Annotated in this window: 17 protein-coding genes and 1 tRNA gene; 11 read left to right on the top strand and 7 right to left on the bottom strand. The window is 66.8% G+C overall.

What is annotated here, in order from left to right:
• A partial coding sequence (locus TX88_RS29870) for a CobD/CbiB family cobalamin biosynthesis protein (RefSeq protein ID WP_049925527.1) occupies nucleotides 1–712 on the bottom strand: 712 nt, incomplete at its 3' end.
• 35 nt (nucleotides 713–747) lie between these two features.
• Here TX88_RS29870 and TX88_RS29865 point away from each other — a divergent pair.
• From TX88_RS29865 to TX88_RS29855, 3 genes are all read left to right on the top strand, one after another.
• Nucleotides 748–1,575 (top strand): oxygenase MpaB family protein, encoded by an 828-nt coding sequence (locus TX88_RS29865; RefSeq protein WP_044523505.1) that lies wholly within the window; start codon nucleotides 748–750, stop codon nucleotides 1,573–1,575.
• 14 nt (nucleotides 1,576–1,589) lie between these two features.
• The gene (locus TX88_RS29860; protein ID WP_044523503.1) at nucleotides 1,590–1,982 is read left to right on the top strand and encodes a VOC family protein; all 393 of its coding nucleotides are present in this window, start codon (nucleotides 1,590–1,592) and stop codon (nucleotides 1,980–1,982) included.
• 61 nt (nucleotides 1,983–2,043) lie between these two features.
• Nucleotides 2,044–2,547: a hypothetical protein gene (locus TX88_RS29855; protein ID WP_044523501.1), complete on the top strand. Its 504-nt coding sequence runs from the start codon at nucleotides 2,044–2,046 to the stop codon at nucleotides 2,545–2,547.
• A gap of 15 nt (nucleotides 2,548–2,562) precedes the next feature.
• Here TX88_RS29855 and TX88_RS29850 read toward each other — a convergent pair.
• The 4 genes from TX88_RS29850 to TX88_RS29835 all read right to left on the bottom strand — a co-directional run bounded on the left by TX88_RS29850 (nucleotide 2,563) and on the right by TX88_RS29835 (nucleotide 4,237).
• Nucleotides 2,563–2,637 (bottom strand) — tRNA-Val (locus TX88_RS29850).
• A 56-nt stretch (nucleotides 2,638–2,693) separates the two neighbouring features.
• Nucleotides 2,694–3,155, bottom strand: a complete 462-nt coding sequence (locus TX88_RS29845; RefSeq protein WP_044523498.1) for a peroxiredoxin — start codon at nucleotides 3,153–3,155, stop codon at nucleotides 2,694–2,696.
• A complete protein-coding gene (locus TX88_RS29840) occupies nucleotides 3,155–3,592 on the bottom strand; it encodes a DUF3052 domain-containing protein (protein ID WP_044523491.1) in 438 nt (145 codons plus the stop codon). The genes TX88_RS29845 and TX88_RS29840 overlap by 1 nt, the downstream gene beginning before the upstream one ends.
• Nucleotides 3,593–3,739: 147 nt before the next feature.
• Nucleotides 3,740–4,237, bottom strand: a complete 498-nt coding sequence (locus TX88_RS29835) for an Rv2240c family protein (RefSeq protein ID WP_044524331.1) — start codon at nucleotides 4,235–4,237, stop codon at nucleotides 3,740–3,742.
• A gap of 220 nt (nucleotides 4,238–4,457) precedes the next feature.
• Here TX88_RS29835 and aceE point away from each other — a divergent pair, with 220 nt between their 5' ends.
• From aceE to TX88_RS29800, 7 genes are all read left to right on the top strand, one after another.
• Nucleotides 4,458–7,247 carry a pyruvate dehydrogenase (acetyl-transferring), homodimeric type gene (gene aceE, locus TX88_RS29830; protein ID WP_044523485.1) on the top strand — a complete coding sequence of 930 codons (2,790 nt, stop codon included), beginning with the start codon at nucleotides 4,458–4,460 and terminating at the stop codon, nucleotides 7,245–7,247.
• Nucleotides 7,248–7,365: 118 nt separating this feature from the next.
• Nucleotides 7,366–8,649: a PucR family transcriptional regulator gene (locus TX88_RS29825; protein ID WP_044523482.1), complete on the top strand. Its 1,284-nt coding sequence runs from the start codon at nucleotides 7,366–7,368 to the stop codon at nucleotides 8,647–8,649.
• A 172-nt stretch (nucleotides 8,650–8,821) separates the two neighbouring features.
• Entirely contained in the window at nucleotides 8,822–9,742 is a 921-nt protein-coding gene (locus TX88_RS29820; RefSeq protein ID WP_084622263.1) for an ACP S-malonyltransferase, read from the top strand.
• Between the two features lie 107 nt (nucleotides 9,743–9,849).
• Nucleotides 9,850–10,146: a meromycolate extension acyl carrier protein AcpM gene (gene acpM / locus TX88_RS29815; protein ID WP_003884427.1), complete on the top strand. Its 297-nt coding sequence runs from the start codon at nucleotides 9,850–9,852 to the stop codon at nucleotides 10,144–10,146.
• Nucleotides 10,143–11,393 (top strand): 3-oxoacyl-ACP synthase KasA, encoded by a 1,251-nt coding sequence (gene kasA / locus TX88_RS29810; protein WP_044523472.1) that lies wholly within the window; start codon nucleotides 10,143–10,145, stop codon nucleotides 11,391–11,393. The genes acpM and kasA overlap by 4 nt, the downstream gene beginning before the upstream one ends.
• A gap of 77 nt (nucleotides 11,394–11,470) precedes the next feature.
• Nucleotides 11,471–12,724, top strand: a complete 1,254-nt coding sequence (gene kasB, locus TX88_RS29805) for a 3-oxoacyl-ACP synthase KasB (protein WP_044523469.1) — start codon at nucleotides 11,471–11,473, stop codon at nucleotides 12,722–12,724.
• A 48-nt stretch (nucleotides 12,725–12,772) separates the two neighbouring features.
• Complete coding sequence (locus TX88_RS29800; protein ID WP_044523466.1) at nucleotides 12,773–14,194, top strand: acyl-CoA carboxylase subunit beta; 1,422 nt, start codon at nucleotides 12,773–12,775, stop codon at nucleotides 14,192–14,194.
• 88 nt (nucleotides 14,195–14,282) lie between these two features.
• Here TX88_RS29800 and TX88_RS29795 read toward each other — a convergent pair whose 3' ends face one another.
• Nucleotides 14,283–15,032 carry an SDR family oxidoreductase gene (locus TX88_RS29795; protein ID WP_044523464.1) on the bottom strand — a complete coding sequence of 250 codons (750 nt, stop codon included), beginning with the start codon at nucleotides 15,030–15,032 and terminating at the stop codon, nucleotides 14,283–14,285.
• Between the two features lie 87 nt (nucleotides 15,033–15,119).
• Between TX88_RS29795 and TX88_RS29790 the strand changes: the two genes are divergently transcribed.
• The gene (locus TX88_RS29790; RefSeq protein WP_049925524.1) at nucleotides 15,120–15,998 is read left to right on the top strand and encodes a LysR family transcriptional regulator; all 879 of its coding nucleotides are present in this window, start codon (nucleotides 15,120–15,122) and stop codon (nucleotides 15,996–15,998) included.
• Here the strand turns inward: TX88_RS29790 and TX88_RS29785 are convergent.
• Nucleotides 15,995–17,119: a T6SS phospholipase effector Tle1-like catalytic domain-containing protein gene (locus TX88_RS29785; protein ID WP_049925521.1), complete on the bottom strand. Its 1,125-nt coding sequence runs from the start codon at nucleotides 17,117–17,119 to the stop codon at nucleotides 15,995–15,997. The genes TX88_RS29790 and TX88_RS29785 overlap by 4 nt on opposite strands.
• Nucleotides 17,120–17,157: the final 38 nt, after the last annotated feature.

Here is a 17,157-nt window from a genome sequence, read left to right as displayed (position 1 = left end):
GGGACGCGTCGCGCCGCCAGGCGCGCAACGCCGCGGCCGGCGACCCCTCCACCACCGGGGCACACAGCACCGCCAGCACCCCGGTCAACCGGGCCGGCAGATAGTTCAGTACATCGTCGAATCTGGCTGCAGCCCAACCGAAGTAGTTGTAGCGCGGCGAGCGGTGCCCGATCATCGCGTCCAGCGTGTTGGCTCCCCGGTACACCAGCACCCCGGGTACCCCGCCGATCGCCGCCCAGAACAGCGGTGCCACCTGGGCGTCAGAGGTGTTCTCGGCCAGCGATTCCACGGTGGCCCTGGTCAGGCCCGAGACATTCAGCGCGGCGGGATCCCGCCCGCACAGGGAGGGCAGTAGCCGGCGGGCTCCGGCCACGTCGTCGGTGGCGAGCAGCGTCGCCATCTGATGCCCGACCCGGTTGAGCGATGTGCCGCCGAGCGCGACGTAGGTGGCCGCGGCCGTCACCCAGACCCGGTCGCCGCGCCCCGCGGCCCAGCCCAGCCCGGCCAGCCCGCCGAGCAACAGCCCGGTGTGCAGGACGCCTGCCCCGCGATTGTCGGCGTAGATCAGCTTTTCCAACCGTGCTGCGCCAGTGCCGAACCCGGCCACGGGATGCCCGCGGCGCGGATCCCCCAGCAGCAGGTCGGCCAGGAATCCCACGGCGATACCGGCGGCGCGACCCTGCCAGGCTCGTCGGCTTCTACGCGCAAACACCTCGGCAGCGTCTCACAAGTGGTCTACTCGAATTCATGAGGCTGGGTCCGGCACGACGCCCGCGACGGGTCACCGATCTGCTCAACCCGGCGGCGGCGCTGCTGCCCGCGGCCAACGTGATCATGCAGTTGTCGGCCCCGGGTGTCGGTTACGGCGTCCTGGAGAGCCCGGTGGACAGCGGCAACGTCTACAAGCATCCGTTCAAACGAGCCCGCACCACCGGCACCTACCTGGCCGCGGCCACCATGGGCACCGATGCCGACCGTGCGCTGCTGCGCGCCCAGATCGACAGGGTGCACGCCATGGTCCGCTCACGGAAGTCAAGCCCGGTGTCCTACAACGCTTTCGACCCGCGGTTGCAACTGTGGGTGGCGGCCTGCCTGTACCGCTACTACGTCGACATGCACGAGTTCCTCTACGGCCCGCTCGACGAGGAATCCGCCGACGCGATCTATGCCGACGCCCGCACCCTGGGCACCACTCTGCAGGTGCGCGACGAGATGTGGCCCGAGGACCGCAACGCCTTCGACGCGTACTGGAAGCAGTCGCTGCAGGACCTGCGGATCGACCCGCCCGTGCGCGAGCACCTGCACGGGGTGGCCGCGATGGCGTTCCTGCCCGCGCCGATAAGGCTGCTGGCCGGGCGGTTCAACCTGTTCGCCACCACCGGGTTCCTGCCCGCGGAGTTCCGCGGTCACATGCGGATGAGCTGGACGGCCGATCAACAGCGGCGGTTCGAGCGGTTGCTGGCCGGGCTGCGGGTCGCCGATCGCGTGATCCCGCACGAGGTGTGGCTGTTGGGCTACCAGCTTTATCTGTGGGACATGCGGATCCGTGACCGCTTCGGCAAACGGGTGGTCTGATCGAGGAGGCGAAGATGACGTTCCCCGCGCTCGCTCATGTGGCGGTCACCGTCCGCGATCTGGCGGTCAGCGGCCCGTGGTACCGCACGCTGTTCGGCGCCGATCCGGTGCTCGACGAGGACACCGACGCCGGCTTCCATCACCTGGTGTGGCTGTTGGAGGGCGGCACGCTGTTCGGCATCCATCAACACCGGAATCCCGCGCCCGACGAGGGTTTCAGCGAGTTCCGGGTGGGCCTGGACCACGTCGGCTTCGGCTGCGCGTCACGTGCGGACCTGCAGGCCTGGGTGGAGCGGCTCGACGGGCTGGGCATCGCCCACGGCGGGATCGTCGACGCGCCGTACGGGTCGGGACTGAGCTTCCGCGACCCCGACGGTATCGCCCTGGAGTTCTTCGCCGGGAACTGAACTCTGGTGGTACCGCAGGGTATCGCGGACTGCGCGGATATGATCCGACGCGGAGGTCCCTTTGAAAGACGCCATTGTCCTGGTTGCCGTTTCGCTGGCAATCGGATTCGCGCTCGGCGGCCTGCAGTCATCGACCCCGCCGGCCGCCGCCCCTGAGCCACCGGCTCCGCCGCTGCCCCGGCCGGGCGTCTACACGGTCACCGAGACCTCGGGCAACGCCGCGCCGCACCCCTACGACTGGACCCTGACGGGCTGCGGGCCCGAATGTCTGCGCGTGCACTCGCCCGCGCCGGAGGGCGACTGGCAGCTGGACCTGTCGTGGGATGACGGCGCCGACCGGCACAAGGGCGCCTGGGTCGGTGAGCGCGTCAACCCCGGCGTGCAGTGCCGACCCGGCAGCTCCCAGCCGAAGACGGGCCCGGTTGCGTTCAAGTACGTCATCAGGCGCGATCTCACCGGGTTCGTCAACATGAAGTTCTCCCGGGAGAGCCCTTCGTGCTGGGGTGAGACCGTCATGCGGGGCCAGGAACTCGCGCTCAAACGCGCGAAGCCGGTGTGGTCCTAGGACCAGGGAATTTGATGGTGGGCGCGGACGGTATCGAACCGCCGACCGCTGGTGTGTAAAACCAGAGCTCTACCACTGAGCTACGCGCCCCGTCGCAGGCACGGTACACGCCGAGACGGCGTGACCGGAAATCCCGCAAAGACTGGCTAGACCCGTAAGGCGGCCAGCGCCTCCCGCCACACGGCTTGATCGCGTGCCTGGCCCGGGTCCATCATCTCCGCGAAGCGGATCTGGCCGGCCCGGTCGACGACGAACGTGCCCCGGTTCGGGTATCCGGCATCGGAGTTGAACACGCCGTAGGCCTGGGTGACCGCGCCGTGCGGCCAGAAATCCGACAGCACCGGGAACGTGAATCCGCTTTCGATCGACCAGATCTTGTGCGTCGGAGGCGGTCCGACCGAGATGGCCAGCGTCGCCGTGTCGTCGTTCTCGTACAACGGCAGCTTGTCGCGGATCTCTCCGAGTTCGCCCTCACACACGCCGGTGAAGGCCAGCGGGAAGAACACCAGCAGCACGTCCTTGGCGCCGCGGTACCCGCTGAGGGTGATCGGCCTGCCGTTCTGGTCCCGGAGCGTGAAATCGGGCGCTGGGGCACCGACAGCGAGCACTAGCCCCTCTTTCCAGCGGCCTTCGATTTCGGCTGCACCAGCCGGCTCGCTGTCCAGTCCCCCAACTTGGCCGACGAGGTCTGCATCAGACCCGCCGTCGGCGCCGATTCGGCGATCTCCGCGGGCAGCACGTGCCCGGGCTTGCCCGTCTTGGGCGTCACCACCCAGATCACGCCGTCCTCGGAGAGTGGGGTGATGGCGTCCATGAGCCGGTCGACCAGATCCCCGTCGTCGTCTCTCCACCAGAGCAATACAACATCTACGACTTCGTCCGAATCCTCGTCGAGCAGCTCGGAGCCGCACGCTTCCTCGATGTCGGCCCGGATGTTGTCGTCGCTATCCTCGTCCCAACCCAGTTCCTGGACTATCTGATCCTTCTGGATCCCCAGGATGTGGGCGTAGTTCGGGCCTGAGTCCGTCCCCGCCGCCGCGACCACCGTCGTCCTCCTTAACCTTTCTTCGAGCCTCTCTCAAGACTTGTCCGTTGCCCGCTTCATTCGCGCGTGCGATGCGTGTTGTGCCCTATCGTCGCACGCCGACCCACCGGTGCGGGTGTCCGGCGGGCGAGTTTGTCGCTCCGCCGGTCAGTAAGCCTTGTCGCATCTGGTCAGTGCGTTCTCTCGGGCGGTGTTCGATCGCGTCGACGCCGCGTTGAACTGGTCTGGGCCGACATGGCCGGAAATCGCCGCCACAAGGACTCTTGCCGAGTCGACCCACTCGGTCAGCGCGGCGCGCAGATCCGGTGACAGCGCGTCGGACAGACCGGAGCTGACCAGATCGGCGCTGCGGTTCAGCCCGTCGATCGCGGGGCCCGCCTTGGCTGCGGTGTCGCCGTTGTTGTTGACGGCCTCGACATAGCCGTTGACCGCATTGACCGCGTCGACGGCCGAGGTACTGAGGTCCTCGCACACGGTGTGCACGGCGCGCGTGGTCAGGGAGGCCTGCCGTTCGGATTCGCGGGTCACCGAGCTCGCCGAGGACTCCTCGATCGATGCCTTCACCGACGCCCGGTACTCGGGCGCCGCGGCGGAATCCACCTGTGCGGTACCGCCGGTAACAGCCGAACAACCCACCACGACCATCGCGATCACCGCGGCACCACCGAGTGCGCGCGCGGCGATCCGCGCCTTTGCCCCAACCCGCCCATCAACCGGCACGATCTGCAGACGTTACCGGTTCAGAAAGCAACTGATGGGTAACTTCCGCAGCGCCACCCCCAGCGACACCGAGGCGGCAAGATGGGTGGACGATAGAAGGTGCCACAAGCACTGTCAGTTGTTACCGCCTAACAAGGAGCGGAAGTTGACCACCGAGTTCGTGCGCCAGGATCTGGCCCAAAACTCCTCTACTGCAGCCGAACCCGACCGGGTCCGGGTGATTCGCGAGGGAGTTGCCTCCTACCTTCCCGATATCGATACCGACGAGACCGCGGAATGGCTGGAGTCGTTCGACGAATTGCTGGAGCGATCGGGTCCGGCGCGGGCCCGGTACCTGATGTTGCGGCTGCTGGAGCGCTCGCGCGAGAAGCGCGTCGCCATCCCGGCACTGACGTCGACCGATTACGTCAACACCATTCCCACCGAGCTGGAGCCCTGGTTCCCCGGCGACGAGGACGTCGAGCGACGCTTCCGCGCCTGGATCCGGTGGAACGCGGCCATCATGGTGCACCGGGCCCAGCGCCCGGGAGTCGGTGTGGGCGGCCATATTTCGACGTATGCATCATCGGCGTCGCTGTATGAGGTTGGCTTCAACCACTTCTTCCGCGGCAAATCCCACCCGGGCGGTGGCGACCAGGTTTTCATCCAGGGCCACGCCTCCCCCGGCATCTACGCACGCGCCTTCCTTGAGGGCCGGCTGACGACCGACCAACTGGATGGTTTCCGCCAGGAGCACAGCCATCCCGGCGGTGGCCTGCCGTCCTACCCGCACCCGCGCCTGATGCCCGACTTCTGGGAATTCCCGACGGTGTCGATGGGCCTGGGTCCGATGAACGCCATCTACCAGGCCCGGTTCAACCACTACCTGCATGACCGCGGCATCAAGGACACCTCCGATCAGCACGTGTGGGCGTTCCTCGGCGACGGCGAGATGGACGAGCCCGAGAGCCGCGGCCTGATCCAGGTGGCCGCCAACGAGGCGCTCGACAACCTGACCTTCGTGGTGAACTGCAACCTGCAGCGCCTGGACGGCCCCGTGCGCGGCAACGGCAAGATCATCCAGGAGCTGGAGTCGTTCTTCCGCGGCGCCGGCTGGAACGTCATCAAGGTGGTCTGGGGCCGCGAGTGGGACGCCCTGCTGCACGCCGATCGCGACGGCGCGCTGGTCAACCTGATGAATACGACGCCTGACGGTGACTACCAGACGTACAAGGCCAACGACGGCGCCTACGTGCGCGATCACTTCTTCGGCCGCGACCCGCGCACCAAGGCCCTGGTCCAGCCGATGACCGACCAGGAGATCTGGAATCTCAAGCGCGGCGGCCACGACTACCGCAAGGTGCATGCCGCCTACCGCGCCGCGATGGAGCACAAAGGCCAGCCGACGATCATCCTGGCCAAGACCATCAAGGGCTACACACTGGGCTCGCACTTCGAGGGCCGCAACGCCACGCACCAGATGAAAAAGCTTGCGCTGCAAGACCTCAAGGACTTCCGCGACGTCACCCGGGTGCCCATCACCGATGAGCAGCTCGAGCAGGATCCCTACCTGCCGCCGTACTACCACCCGGGGCCCGAGGCGCCCGAGATCCGGTACCTGCTGGACCGTCGCCGCGCCCTGGGCGGGTTCGTGCCGGCACGGCGCAACAAGAGCACACCGCTGGCATTGCCCGCATCCGACGCCTACTCCGCCTTGAAGAAGGGGTCGGGAAACCAGGCCGTGGCCACCACCATGGCGACGGTCCGCACGTTCAAGGAACTGTTGCGGGACAAGAACATCGGTCCGCGCCTGGTGCCGATCATCCCCGACGAGGCCCGCACCTTCGGTATGGACTCGTGGTTCCCCAGCCTGAAGATCTACAACCGCAACGGGCAGCTGTACACGTCGGTGGACTCGACGTTGATGCTGGCCTACAAGGAATCCGAGATCGGCCAGATCCTGCACGAGGGCATCAACGAGGCCGGGTCGACATCGTCGTTCACCGCGGTGGGCACGTCGTACTCCACCCACAACGAGCCGATGATCCCGATCTACATCTTCTATTCGATGTTCGGGTTCCAGCGCACCGGCGACGGCCTGTGGGCCGCGGCAGATCAGATGGCCAAGGGCTTCGTGCTCGGGGCGACCGCCGGACGCACCACGCTGACCGGCGAGGGCCTGCAGCACGCCGACGGCCATTCGCTGCTGCTGGCGTCGACCAACCCGGCCGCGGTGACCTACGACCCGGCGTTCGCCTACGAGATCGCCCACATCATCGAGAGCGGCCTGCAGCGGATGTACGGCGAGCACGCCGAGAACGTGTTCTTCTACATCACCATCTACAACGAGCCCTACGTGCAGCCCGCGGAGCCGGCCGATCTGGACACCGAGGCGCTGTTGCGCGGCATGTACCGGTACCGCCGCGCACCCGAACAGCGCACGAGTACCGCCCAGATCCTGGCCTCGGGTGTGTCGATGCCGGAGGCGTTGCGCGCGGCGGACATGCTGGCAGCGGAGTGGGACGTGGCCGCCGACGTGTGGTCGGTGACCAGCTGGGGCGAGCTCAACCGCGAAGGTGTGGAGATCGAACGGCACCGGTTGCGGCACCCCGATCAGCCCGCCCGGATCCCGCACGTGACCAGCGCCCTGGCCAACGCGGCCGGGCCGGTGGTGGCGGTGTCGGACTGGATGCGTGCGGTGCCCGAGCAGATCCGGCAGTGGGTGCCGGGTACCTACATCACGCTGGGGACCGACGGCTTCGGCTTCTCCGACACCCGCCCGGCTGCCCGGCGCTACTTCAATACCGACGCCGAGTCGGTCGTGGTGGCGGTATTGGAGGGGCTGGCCCGCGACGGCGAGATCGATCCTTCGGTGGCCATCGCGGCGGCCAAGCAGTACAAGATCGACGACGTGTTCGCCGCCGCGGTGTCCTACGTCGATACCGGAAGCGCCTAACTCCTTCGCGCGAGCAGACGCTCAAGTACCCCGGATTGCGACATTTCGGGTACCGCGGCGTCTGCTCGCCGGAGAGCGCTTGGAGGAATCCACCAGAATATTGGCGTAGCTTTTAGGGATGGCTGACAACCGGTTCGTTCCGCCGAAGTCGACGGTCGAGGTCCTTGAGACCGTGCCCGACTCGGTACTGCGCCGGTTGAAGCAGTATTCCGGCCGGCTGGCCACCGAGGCGGTGCACGCCATGGCCGACCGTCTGGACTTCTTCTCCGATCTGGACGCGTCGCAGCGGGCCAGCGTGCAGTTGGTCGTACAGACCGCCGTGGTCAACTTCGTCGAATGGATGCGGGACCCGGAAAGCGACGTCAGCTACACCGCCCAGGCCTTCGAGGTGGTGCCGCAGGACCTGCGCCGGCGTATCGCCCTGCGCCAGTCGGTCGAGATGGTGCGGACCTCGATGGAGTTCTTCGAAGAGGTGGTGCCGCTGCTGGCCCGCTCCGAGGAGCAGCTCAACGCGCTGACGGCCGGCATCCTGCGCTACAGCCGCGACCTGGCGTTCGCGGCGGCCAGCGCCTATGCCGATCAGGCCGAGGCCCGTGGGGCCTGGGATCTGCGGATGGAGGCCAACGTCGTCGACGCGGTGGTGCGCGGCGACACCGGGACCGAACTGCAGTCCCAGGCCGCGGCGCTGAACTGGGACGCCACCGCGCCGGCCACGGTGATCGTCGGCCTGCCGCATCCGGACCGGCTGGATCTGGCCCGGGACGACATCCACGACGTCACCAAGCGCCACAACCGGGCGGCCTTGTCCGATGTCCACGGGACGTGGCTGGTGACGATCGTGTCGGGCCCGCTGTCAGCAACCGATCGCTTCCTGGTCGACGTGCTGTCGGTGTTCGCCGACGGCCCGGTCGTGGTCGGACCGACAACCCCGACGCTGACGGCCGCCCACCGCAGCGCCACCGAGGCGATCTCGGGCATGAACGCGGTGGCCGGATGGCCCGGCGCACCCCGCCCGGTGTCGGCGCGCGAACTGCTGCCCGAACGGGCCCTGCTGGGCGACGCGACGGCGATCGCGGCGTTGGAAAGCGAGGTCATGCGCCCCTTGGCCGATGCAGGCCCGGCGCTCACCGAGACCCTCGACGCGTTCCTGGATTCCGGGGGCGCCATCGAAGCTTGCGCACGCAAATTGTTCGTTCATCCAAACACGGTGCGTTACCGGCTGAAACGGATCGGCGACTTCACCGGCCGCGATCCCGCCGTGCCGCGGGACGCCTACGTGCTGCGCGTTGCGTCCACAGTCGGCAGACTGAGCAAACAGGCGTACCAGCCGAGCACGCCAAATGCCGGAACCGTCGTGATACCCGCGATCCGCCCGGCACATTCCGCCAGACAGCGGGCCTGAACTGCGCTCACCGGGCGCCCGAGGGGCTGTGACAGATTTCGCTGCGGTGAAGGCAATGTCGCATCACATGCACTTTTGTGGGGAACCTACAAAAACATAAGACAAGGTTCATAATCTCTTACACCCCACAAAACGGTCTTCACAGTGTTCTCTTAATGACGTGCCTCTACCCGTGCTCGCATTGCTTGCTCCCGGACAGGGATCGCAGACCCCCGGCATGCTCTCCCCTTGGTTGGAGCTGCCCGGCGCGGCCGATCGCCTCGCCACGTGGTCGCAGATCAGCGGCCTGGATCTGGCGCGTCTGGGAACCACCGCCACCGCGGAGGAGATCACCGACACCGCGGTGACGCAGCCGCTGGTGGTGGCCGCCACGCTGCTGGCCTACGAGGAACTGACCAAGCGCGGCGTTCCCGCGACCGCGGAAACCATCGTCGCCGGCCATTCGGTCGGTGAGATCGCCGCCTACGCCATCGCCGGCGTCATCTCCGCCGACGACGCGGTCAAGCTGGCCGCCACCCGTGGCGCCGAGATGGCAAAGGCCTGCGCCGTCGAGCCGACCGGCATGTCGGCGGTGCTCGGTGGCGACGAGGCCGAGGTGCTGGCCCGGCTGGAGTCGCTGGACCTGGTCCCGGCCAACCGCAACGCCGCCGGCCAGATCGTCGCCGCCGGTGCGATCGCGGCACTGGAGAAGCTCGCCGAGGATCCGCCGGCCAAGGCCCGGGTCCGTCAGCTGGCGACCGCAGGCGCGTTCCACACCCACTACATGGCTTCTGCGCTGGACGGCTACGCCGCCGCAGCCGCGTCTGTAACGACCGCGGAGCCCACCGCGACACTTCTGTCGAACGCGGACGGCCAGCCGGTCGCCTCGGCCGCCGATGCGATGGAGAAGTTGGTGTCCCAGCTGACCAAGCCGGTGCGCTGGGATCTGTGCACCGCCACCATGCGGGACCGTTTCCAGGGCGCCGAGCGCGCCGGGATCGTCGAGTTCCCGCCGGCGGGCACCCTGGTCGGCATCGCCAAGCGTGAACTGAAGGGCACACCCACCCGCGCGGTCAAGGCCCCCGCAGACCTGGATGGCTTGGACGAGCTGTAAGTCCAGCAAAACCGAATAACGCAGTAACGAATAACGCAGTAAAAACCGAACGTCCCGAAATGTCCTCCGCACCCGGAGGGCAGTGTCAACAACAAGAAGGAGCCATTGTGGCCGCCAGTCAAGAAGAAATCATCGCCGGTCTCGCAGAGATCATCGAAGAGGTCACCGGCATCGAGCCGTCCGAGGTGACCCCCGAGAAGTCGTTCGTCGACGACCTGGACATCGACTCGCTGTCGATGGTGGAGATCGCCGTGCAGACCGAGGACAAGTACGGCGTGAAGATCCCCGACGAGGATCTGGCCGGCCTGCGCACCGTCGGTGACGTCGTCTCCTACATCCAGAAGCTCGAAGAAGAGAACCCCGAGGCCGCCGCCGCCCTGCGCGAGAAGTTTGGCTCGGAATGACCAGACCTTCCACTGCTAACGGAGGCTTCCCGAACGTCGTGGTGACTGCCGTGGAGGCCACCACGGCGCTCGCTGCTGACATCGAGAGCACGTGGAAGGGCCTCCTGGCCGGAGAAAGCGGCATCCGTGAGTTGACCGACGACTTCGTCACCAAGTGGGACCTCCCGGTGCGTATCGGTGGTCACCTGGTCGATGACGTCGACAGCCACCTGACCCGCATCGAGCTGCGCCGCAATTCCTATGTGCAGCGCATGTCGTTGGTGCTGGCCCGGCGCCTGTGGAAGAACGCAGGCGCACCCGAGGTCGATCCCGACCGGTTCTCGGTCGTGATCGGCACCGGTCTCGGTGGCGGCGAGAAGATCGTCGAGACCTACGACGCGATGAACGAGGGCGGGATCCGCAAGGTCAGCCCGCTCGCCGTTCAGATGATCATGCCCAACGGCGCCGCTGCGGTTGCCGGCCTGGAGCTGGGCGCCCGCGCCGGGGTCATCACCCCGGTGTCGGCGTGTTCGTCAGGGTCCGAGGCCATCGCGCATGGCTGGCGACAGATCGTGATGGGTGACGCGGACTTCGCTGTTGTCGGCGGTGTGGAAGGCGGCATCGAGGCACTGCCCATCGCGGCGTTCTCGATGATGCGTGCCATGTCGACCCGCAACGACGATCCCGCCGGTGCGTCGCGGCCGTTCGACAAGGATCGCGACGGCTTCGTGTTCGGTGAGGCCGGCGCGATGATGATCATCGAGACCGAGGAACACGCCCTGGCCCGTGGCGCCAAGCCGCTGGCCCGTGTGTTGGGTGCCGGTATCACCTCGGACGCGTTCCATATGGTCGCTCCCGCGGACAACGGTCAGCGTGCCGGTGCCGCGATGAAGCGGGCGATGGAAACCGCGGGTCTGGAAGCCAAGGACATTGACCACATCAATGCCCACGGCACGGCCACCCCGATCGGTGACACCGCCGAGGCCAACGCCATCCGCGTTGCCGGATGCGAGAACGCAGCGGTCTACGCGCCGAAGTCGGCGCTGGGCCACTCGATCGGTGCAGTCGGTGCGCTGGAGTCGGTGTTGACGGTCCTCGCGTTGCGCGACGGGGTCATCCCCCCGACGCTTAACTATGAGACACCGGATCCTGAGATCGATCTCGATGTGGTTGCGGGCGAGCCTCGTTATGGCGACTACAAGTACGCCATCAACAACTCGTTCGGATTCGGTGGCCACAATGTGGCTCTGGCCTTTGGGAAGTACTGACATCGGGTAAACAAACCCGATAGGTAACCCCGACGGCACCCACCGAGGGAAAGCACGGAAGGAAGAACACAGCAAATATGGCGGGATTGTCCACTGGGAATGGTCTTCCCAATGTGGTTGTCACCGGCGTAGCCATGTCAACGGCGCTGGCAACCGATGCTGAAAGCACCTGGAAGAAGCTGCTCGACGGTCAGAGTGGCATCCGCACTCTCACCGATTCGTTCGTCGAGGAGTACGACCTGCCGGTTCGCATCGGCGGGCATCTTCTTGAGGACTTCGATCACGAGCTGACGCGGGTCGAACTGCGCCGGTTGTCATATTTGCAAAAGATGTCGACGGTGATCGGCCGCCGGGTCTGGGCCAACGCAGGCTCCCCGGAGGTCGATACCCGTCGCCTCATGGTGTCCATCGGCACCGGCATGGGTTCCTCCGAGGAACTCGTGTTCGCCTACGACGGCATGAGGACCAAGGGCCTGCGCGCAGTGTCACCACTGGTCGTGCAGATGTACATGCCCAACGGTGCGGCAGCGGCTGTCGGGCTGGACCGCAAGGCCAAGGCCGGGGTGTGTACCTCGATCTCGGCCTGCGCCTCCGGTTCCGAGGCCATCGCCAACGCCTGGCGCCAGATCGTGCTCGGCGAGGCCGACATCGCGATCTGCGGTGGCGTCGAGACAAAGATCGAGGCCGTGCCGATCGCCGGCTTCGCGCAGATGCGCATCGTGCTGTCGAACACCAACGACGACCCGGCGGGCGCGTGCCGCCCGTTCGACAAGGACCGCAACGGTTTCGTGTTCGGCGAGGGCGGCGCCCTCTTGGTCATCGAGACCGAGGAGCACGCCAAGGCGCGCGGCGCCAACATCCTGGGCCGTCTGATGGGCGCGAGCGTCACCTCGGACGGCTACCACATCGTCGCGCCGGACCCCAACGGCGAGCAGGCTGGTCACGCCATGACCCGCGCCATCGAACTGGCGGGCCTGGAACCCACTGACATCGATCACATCAACGCGCATGCCACGGGCACCAGCGTCGGCGATGTGGCCGAGGGGAAAGCGATCAACAACGCGATGCGCGGCCACGTGCCCGCTGTCTACGCGCCCAAGTCCGCTCTCGGACACTCGGTCGGCGCGGTCGGCGCGGTCGAGTCCATCCTGACGGTCATGGCGCTGCGGGACGGCGTCATTCCCCCGACGCTCAACCTGCGCAACCTCGATCCGGAGATCGATCTGGACGTGGTGGCCGGTGACCCCCGGCAAGGCGACTTCAAGTACGCGATCAACAATTCGTTCGGATTCGGTGGGCACAACGTCGCGCTCGCCTTCGGGAAGTACTGAGACTCCACAACTACGGCGACCCAGAGCTTTCCACTAAAGGAGACCTTTATGACGATCATGGCCCCCGAAGCTGCCGCTGAATCGCTCGACCCCCGCGATCCGCTGCTGCGCCTGCAGACCTTCTTCGACGACGGCAGCGTCGAGCTGCTGCACGAGCGGGACCGCTCCGGCGTGCTGGCCGCGGCCGGCACCGTCAACGGTGTTCGTACGGTGGCGTTCTGCACCGACGGCACCGTGATGGGCGGTGCCATGGGCATCGAGGGCTGTGCACACATCGTCAACGCCTACGACACCGCGATCGAGGAGCAGAGCCCGATCGTGGGTATCTGGCACTCGGGCGGCGCCCGGCTGGCCGAGGGCGTCAAGGCGCTGCACGCGGTCGGCCTGGTCTTCGAGGCGATGATCCGGGCGTCGGGCTACATCCCGCAGATCTCGGTGGTCGTCGGCTTCGCCGCCGGCGGTGCGGCTTACGGTCCCGCCCTGACCGACGTCATCATCATGGCTCCGGACAGCAAGGTGTTCGTCACCGGTCCGGACGTGGTGCGCAGCGTCACCGGTGAGGACGTCGACATGGTGTCGCTCGGCGGCCCCGACGCTCACCACAAGAAGTCCGGCGTGTGCCACATCGTCGCCGACGACGAGCTCGATGCCTACGAGCGCGGCCGTCGCCTGGTCGGGTTGTTCAGCCAGCAGGGCCATTTCGACCGGAGCAAGGCCGAGGCAGGCGACACCGACCTGATGGCGCTGATGCCGGAGTCGGCCCGCCGCGCCTACGACGTGCACCCGATCATCGAGGCGCTGCTCGACGAGGGCGTGCCGTTCGAGGAGTTCCAGGCCAAGTGGGCCCCGTCGATCGTCGTCGGTCTGGGTCGGCTCGCGGGCCGGTCGGTCGGCGTGATCGCCAACAACCCGCTTCGTCTCGGCGGCTGCCTGAACTCCGAAAGTGCCGAGAAGTCGGCACGTTTCGTGCGGCTGTGTGACGCGTTCGGCATTCCGCTGGTGGTCGTCGTCGACGTCCCGGGCTACCTGCCGGGCGTGGACCAGGAGTGGGGCGGTGTGGTGCGCCGCGGCGCCAAGCTGCTGCACGCCTTCGGTGAGTCCTCGGTCCCCCGCGTCACTCTGGTGACCCGCAAGATCTACGGCGGCGCCTACATCGCGATGAACTCCCGTTCGCTCAACGCCACCAAGGTGTTCGCCTGGCCGGACGCCGAGGTCGCCGTCATGGGCGCCAAGGCCGCCGTCGGCATCCTGCACAAGCGCAAGCTGGCCGCCGCTCCGGATCACGAGCGCGAGGCGCTGCACGAGGAGCTGGCCATCGAGCACGAGCGCATCGCCGGCGGTGTGGATTCCGCGATCGAGATCGGCGTGGTCGACGAGAAGATCGATCCGGCGCACACCCGCAGCAAGCTGACGCAGGCGCTGGCCGAGGCCCCGCACCGGCGCGGCCGCCACAAGAACATCCCGCTGTAACTCTTCAGCGCGGAGTTTCTTCCGCGAGCAGACGCGAATGTCCCCCAAAACCGTGGTTTTGGGGGACATTCGCGTCTTGTCGGCGGATCTAACGAGTGGTGTAACCACCGTTGGCGAAGAGGGTCTGCCCGTTGATCCAGTGCCCCTCGTTGGTGAGGAACACCACCAGCGGGGCGATGTCGGTGATCTCGGTCAGCCGGTTGCCCATCGCCTGCGACTTGTGGAACTCGACCCGCTCCGGGGTCTCCTGCGGATAGAAGAACGGTGTGTCCATCGGGCCGGGCGCCACGTTGTTGACGTTGATGCCGCGGACACCGAATTCCTTGGATGCGGCCCGGGTGAAGTGTTCGACGGGGCTCTTGGAGCCCGCGTAGGTCGAGTAACCGTCGGTGTAGGCCGCCAGCAGCGCGGTCACGATGGTGACCACCGAGCCGTTGTCGTTGAGCCGCTTGCCCGCCTGCTGCAGGAAGAAGTAGGCCGCCTTGGCATTGATGTCGAACATCGAGTCGTATTCGGCCTCAGTGGTTTCCACGAACGGCTTTCGCAACACCTTGCCCACCGTGTTGATCGCGATGTCGACGCTGCCGAACGCGTCGACGGCCGTGTCGAAGAGCCGCTCGACGTTGGCCGGCACCGTCAGGTCGCCCTGCACCTTGACGGCCTTGACGCCCGCGTCCTGCACGGCGGCGACCGTCTTGTCGGCGTCCGCCTCGGTGGCAGCGCTGTTGTAGTGAACGGCGACGTTGACACCCCTCGAAGCCAGCGTCGTGCTGATCAGGCCGCCGAGGTTCTTGGCTCCGGCAGCAACAACTGCTGATTTGCCTTCCAGTTTGCTCATAGCTCGCAGCGTAGTTACGCGATCCACACATGAATAACGCAAAATTCCGATGTATCCACAAGCTGAACTTGTAGATAGGCTTGAGAGATGGCAGCGAACATCCCTGATCTGCGACGTTTACGTCAGTTCATCGCGATCGGCGAGGCCGGCAGTGTCACCGCCGCGGCGGTCGCACTGCACGTTAGCCAACAGGCTCTCAGCAGCTCGATGCAGCAACTTGAGAAGGAGCTCAACGCCACGCTGTTCCGGCGAGAGGGACGTCGCCTGACGCTCACCCCGGCCGGCGACCTGCTTCTCAGCGAAGGCCGAACATTGCTGGCAGCGGCGCATACGGTGGCTGACCGGGTCGAACAGACCGCCGGCGGCGCCGCCGAGGTCTTTGTCGTCGGCCACACCCCGGCACTCAGTGGCAGCGAAGCCTATACCCGCCTCGAACCGGCCATCACCGCGTTTCCGGAGACCTCCTTCACCTTCCGCCAGCTCTACCCCGATCAGCTCGCCGCTGCGGTGCTCGGCGGCGAGGTGCACCTCGGCCTACGCCGCGGAGTCGTCCCCACCAATGAATTGGCCACGGCCATCCTGGGTTACGACCGGGTACGGCTGGCCCTGCCCCGCGAGCACCGGCTGGCCGGCTCGCCCATCGTCGACATTCACCAGCTCGCCGGGGAGCGCATCGCCTTGTGGGCACCCCCGGGCGGGTCGTACTACAGCGACTTTCTGATGGGCGCGTGCCGCCGTGCCGGTTTCGAACCCGACTATGTCGTCAGCCGGGTCCAGGGGGCGGCCACGGTCGCAGCCCCGCTCACGACCGGCGCCGTCACGTTCGTCACCTCTCCCCCGGGCCCGGCCATGGACGGACGGGTGGTGATCACCGAACTCGAGCCGCCACTGCTCGTGGGTGCGCAGGCAATGTGGCAGCGCCACACCGGTTCAGCGGTGCGCGACGTGCTGCTGTCGCACACCTAGCCGGTCCGGCTCAGATCGTTGCCCACCTCGACCTCCACGACCCGGCGCTCCGGATCGTTGTTGGGGACGGGGGCTCTCCACCAGCCGCGTGACCGCTCTTGCCGGCACACCGTCGAGGCGATGTACTCGTTGCCGCCCATTCCGCCCTCGCGCGGGTGTGGTGGCAGGAAGCGGTAGATGCCCTTCCGTGACGGCTCCACCTCCTGCGCGGGATCCGGGTTGATGCGGGTGTACTCCTCGACGATCTCGTCGCCGGAGACGGGATCGACGCCGGCCGGAGGCTCACGCAGGAAAGACCTTTCGACGAATGCGAGCCCCGCGTCACGGGCTTTTTCCAGCATCCACAACAACGCGATGTCGCTGAGTCCATGCTGCCGATTGCCGCCGCCGACATCGGAGTGCGATCCGGTGAACCAGACCTGTTCCAGACGCTGCGTGGGCGGAGCTGTATTCGACTGGGACCAGATCGTCGGCACGAACGGGCCCCGCCGCTCGTCGATCGCGAGTGCCTGATAGGCCTCCCCGACCCTCGAACTCAAAGTGGTGTCGTGAAATTCGTACCGCCGGTTGAACCGGCGGGCCAGCCAACCGCCGACCGACGGAATTCCCAGGGCGCCAACGGTATCCCAGACCCCGATGAACCGGATGTCGGTTTCTTCGGAGTACATCTTCCGGAACAGTGCCGCCGCGACGCTGCGTGGATTGGTGTTCGTGTTGCCGTTTCGGTACAGCGCGTACGCCTGTTCGATCTGATCGGCATTATCGCGGTGCAGCACTCCCGCGTTGCGGATGAGGCCCGCCGTACTGCGTGCGGTGTATGCCCCGCGGCTGAATCCGAAGAAGAACAGTTCGTCGCCGGGTTGGTAGTTCTGGACGACGAATCGGTAGGTTTCGCAGACATCGCGGAACAGGCCGGCACCGAAGGCCCCGCCGAGCAGACGGTCCGACCGGGTGGTGCCCACCCCCCGGTGGTAGAACAGCCGCTGCTCTCGCCCCTCGTCGTCCCGCGGAGCCAGCGCCATCGCCACTTTGGCGACATTGGTCGGCGTGGGCTTGCCGTCCGTTGTCTGATCAGGTGTGTTCCACGTGCCGTCGCAGCACACCACCAGTCGCTTCGCCATGATCGAGCTCCCTCGCCGCACAGGTTTGCACCCCTTGG

The sequence above is a fragment of the Mycolicibacterium septicum DSM 44393 genome (genome assembly GCF_000455325.1).
GTDB lineage: Bacteria > Actinomycetota > Actinomycetes > Mycobacteriales > Mycobacteriaceae > Mycobacterium > Mycobacterium septicum.
Note: the sequence above shows the minus strand (reverse complement) of the source record. Positions and strands in the feature narration are given on the sequence as shown.

Bases quoted from the DNA above. Each gene is read 5' to 3' on its own strand.
- TX88_RS29825 (WP_044523482.1), top strand. From the start codon at position 7,366: ATGGCTGACAACCGGTTCGTTCCGCCGAAGTCGACGGTCGAGGTCCTT.
- TX88_RS29800 (WP_044523466.1), top strand. From the start codon at position 12,773: ATGACGATCATGGCCCCCGAAGCTGCCGCTGAATCGCTCGACCCCCGC.
- TX88_RS29835 (WP_044524331.1), bottom strand. From the start codon at position 4,237: ATGGTCGTGGTGGGTTGTTCGGCTGTTACCGGCGGTACCGCACAGGTG.
- kasB (WP_044523469.1), top strand. From the start codon at position 11,471: ATGGCGGGATTGTCCACTGGGAATGGTCTTCCCAATGTGGTTGTCACC.
- TX88_RS29860 (WP_044523503.1), top strand. From the start codon at position 1,590: ATGACGTTCCCCGCGCTCGCTCATGTGGCGGTCACCGTCCGCGATCTG.
- TX88_RS29785 (WP_049925521.1), bottom strand. From the start codon at position 17,119: ATGGCGAAGCGACTGGTGGTGTGCTGCGACGGCACGTGGAACACACCT.
- TX88_RS29865 (WP_044523505.1), top strand. From the start codon at position 748: ATGAGGCTGGGTCCGGCACGACGCCCGCGACGGGTCACCGATCTGCTC.
- kasA (WP_044523472.1), top strand. From the start codon at position 10,143: ATGACCAGACCTTCCACTGCTAACGGAGGCTTCCCGAACGTCGTGGTG.
- TX88_RS29790 (WP_049925524.1), top strand. From the start codon at position 15,120: ATGGCAGCGAACATCCCTGATCTGCGACGTTTACGTCAGTTCATCGCG.
- TX88_RS29795 (WP_044523464.1), bottom strand. From the start codon at position 15,032: ATGAGCAAACTGGAAGGCAAATCAGCAGTTGTTGCTGCCGGAGCCAAG.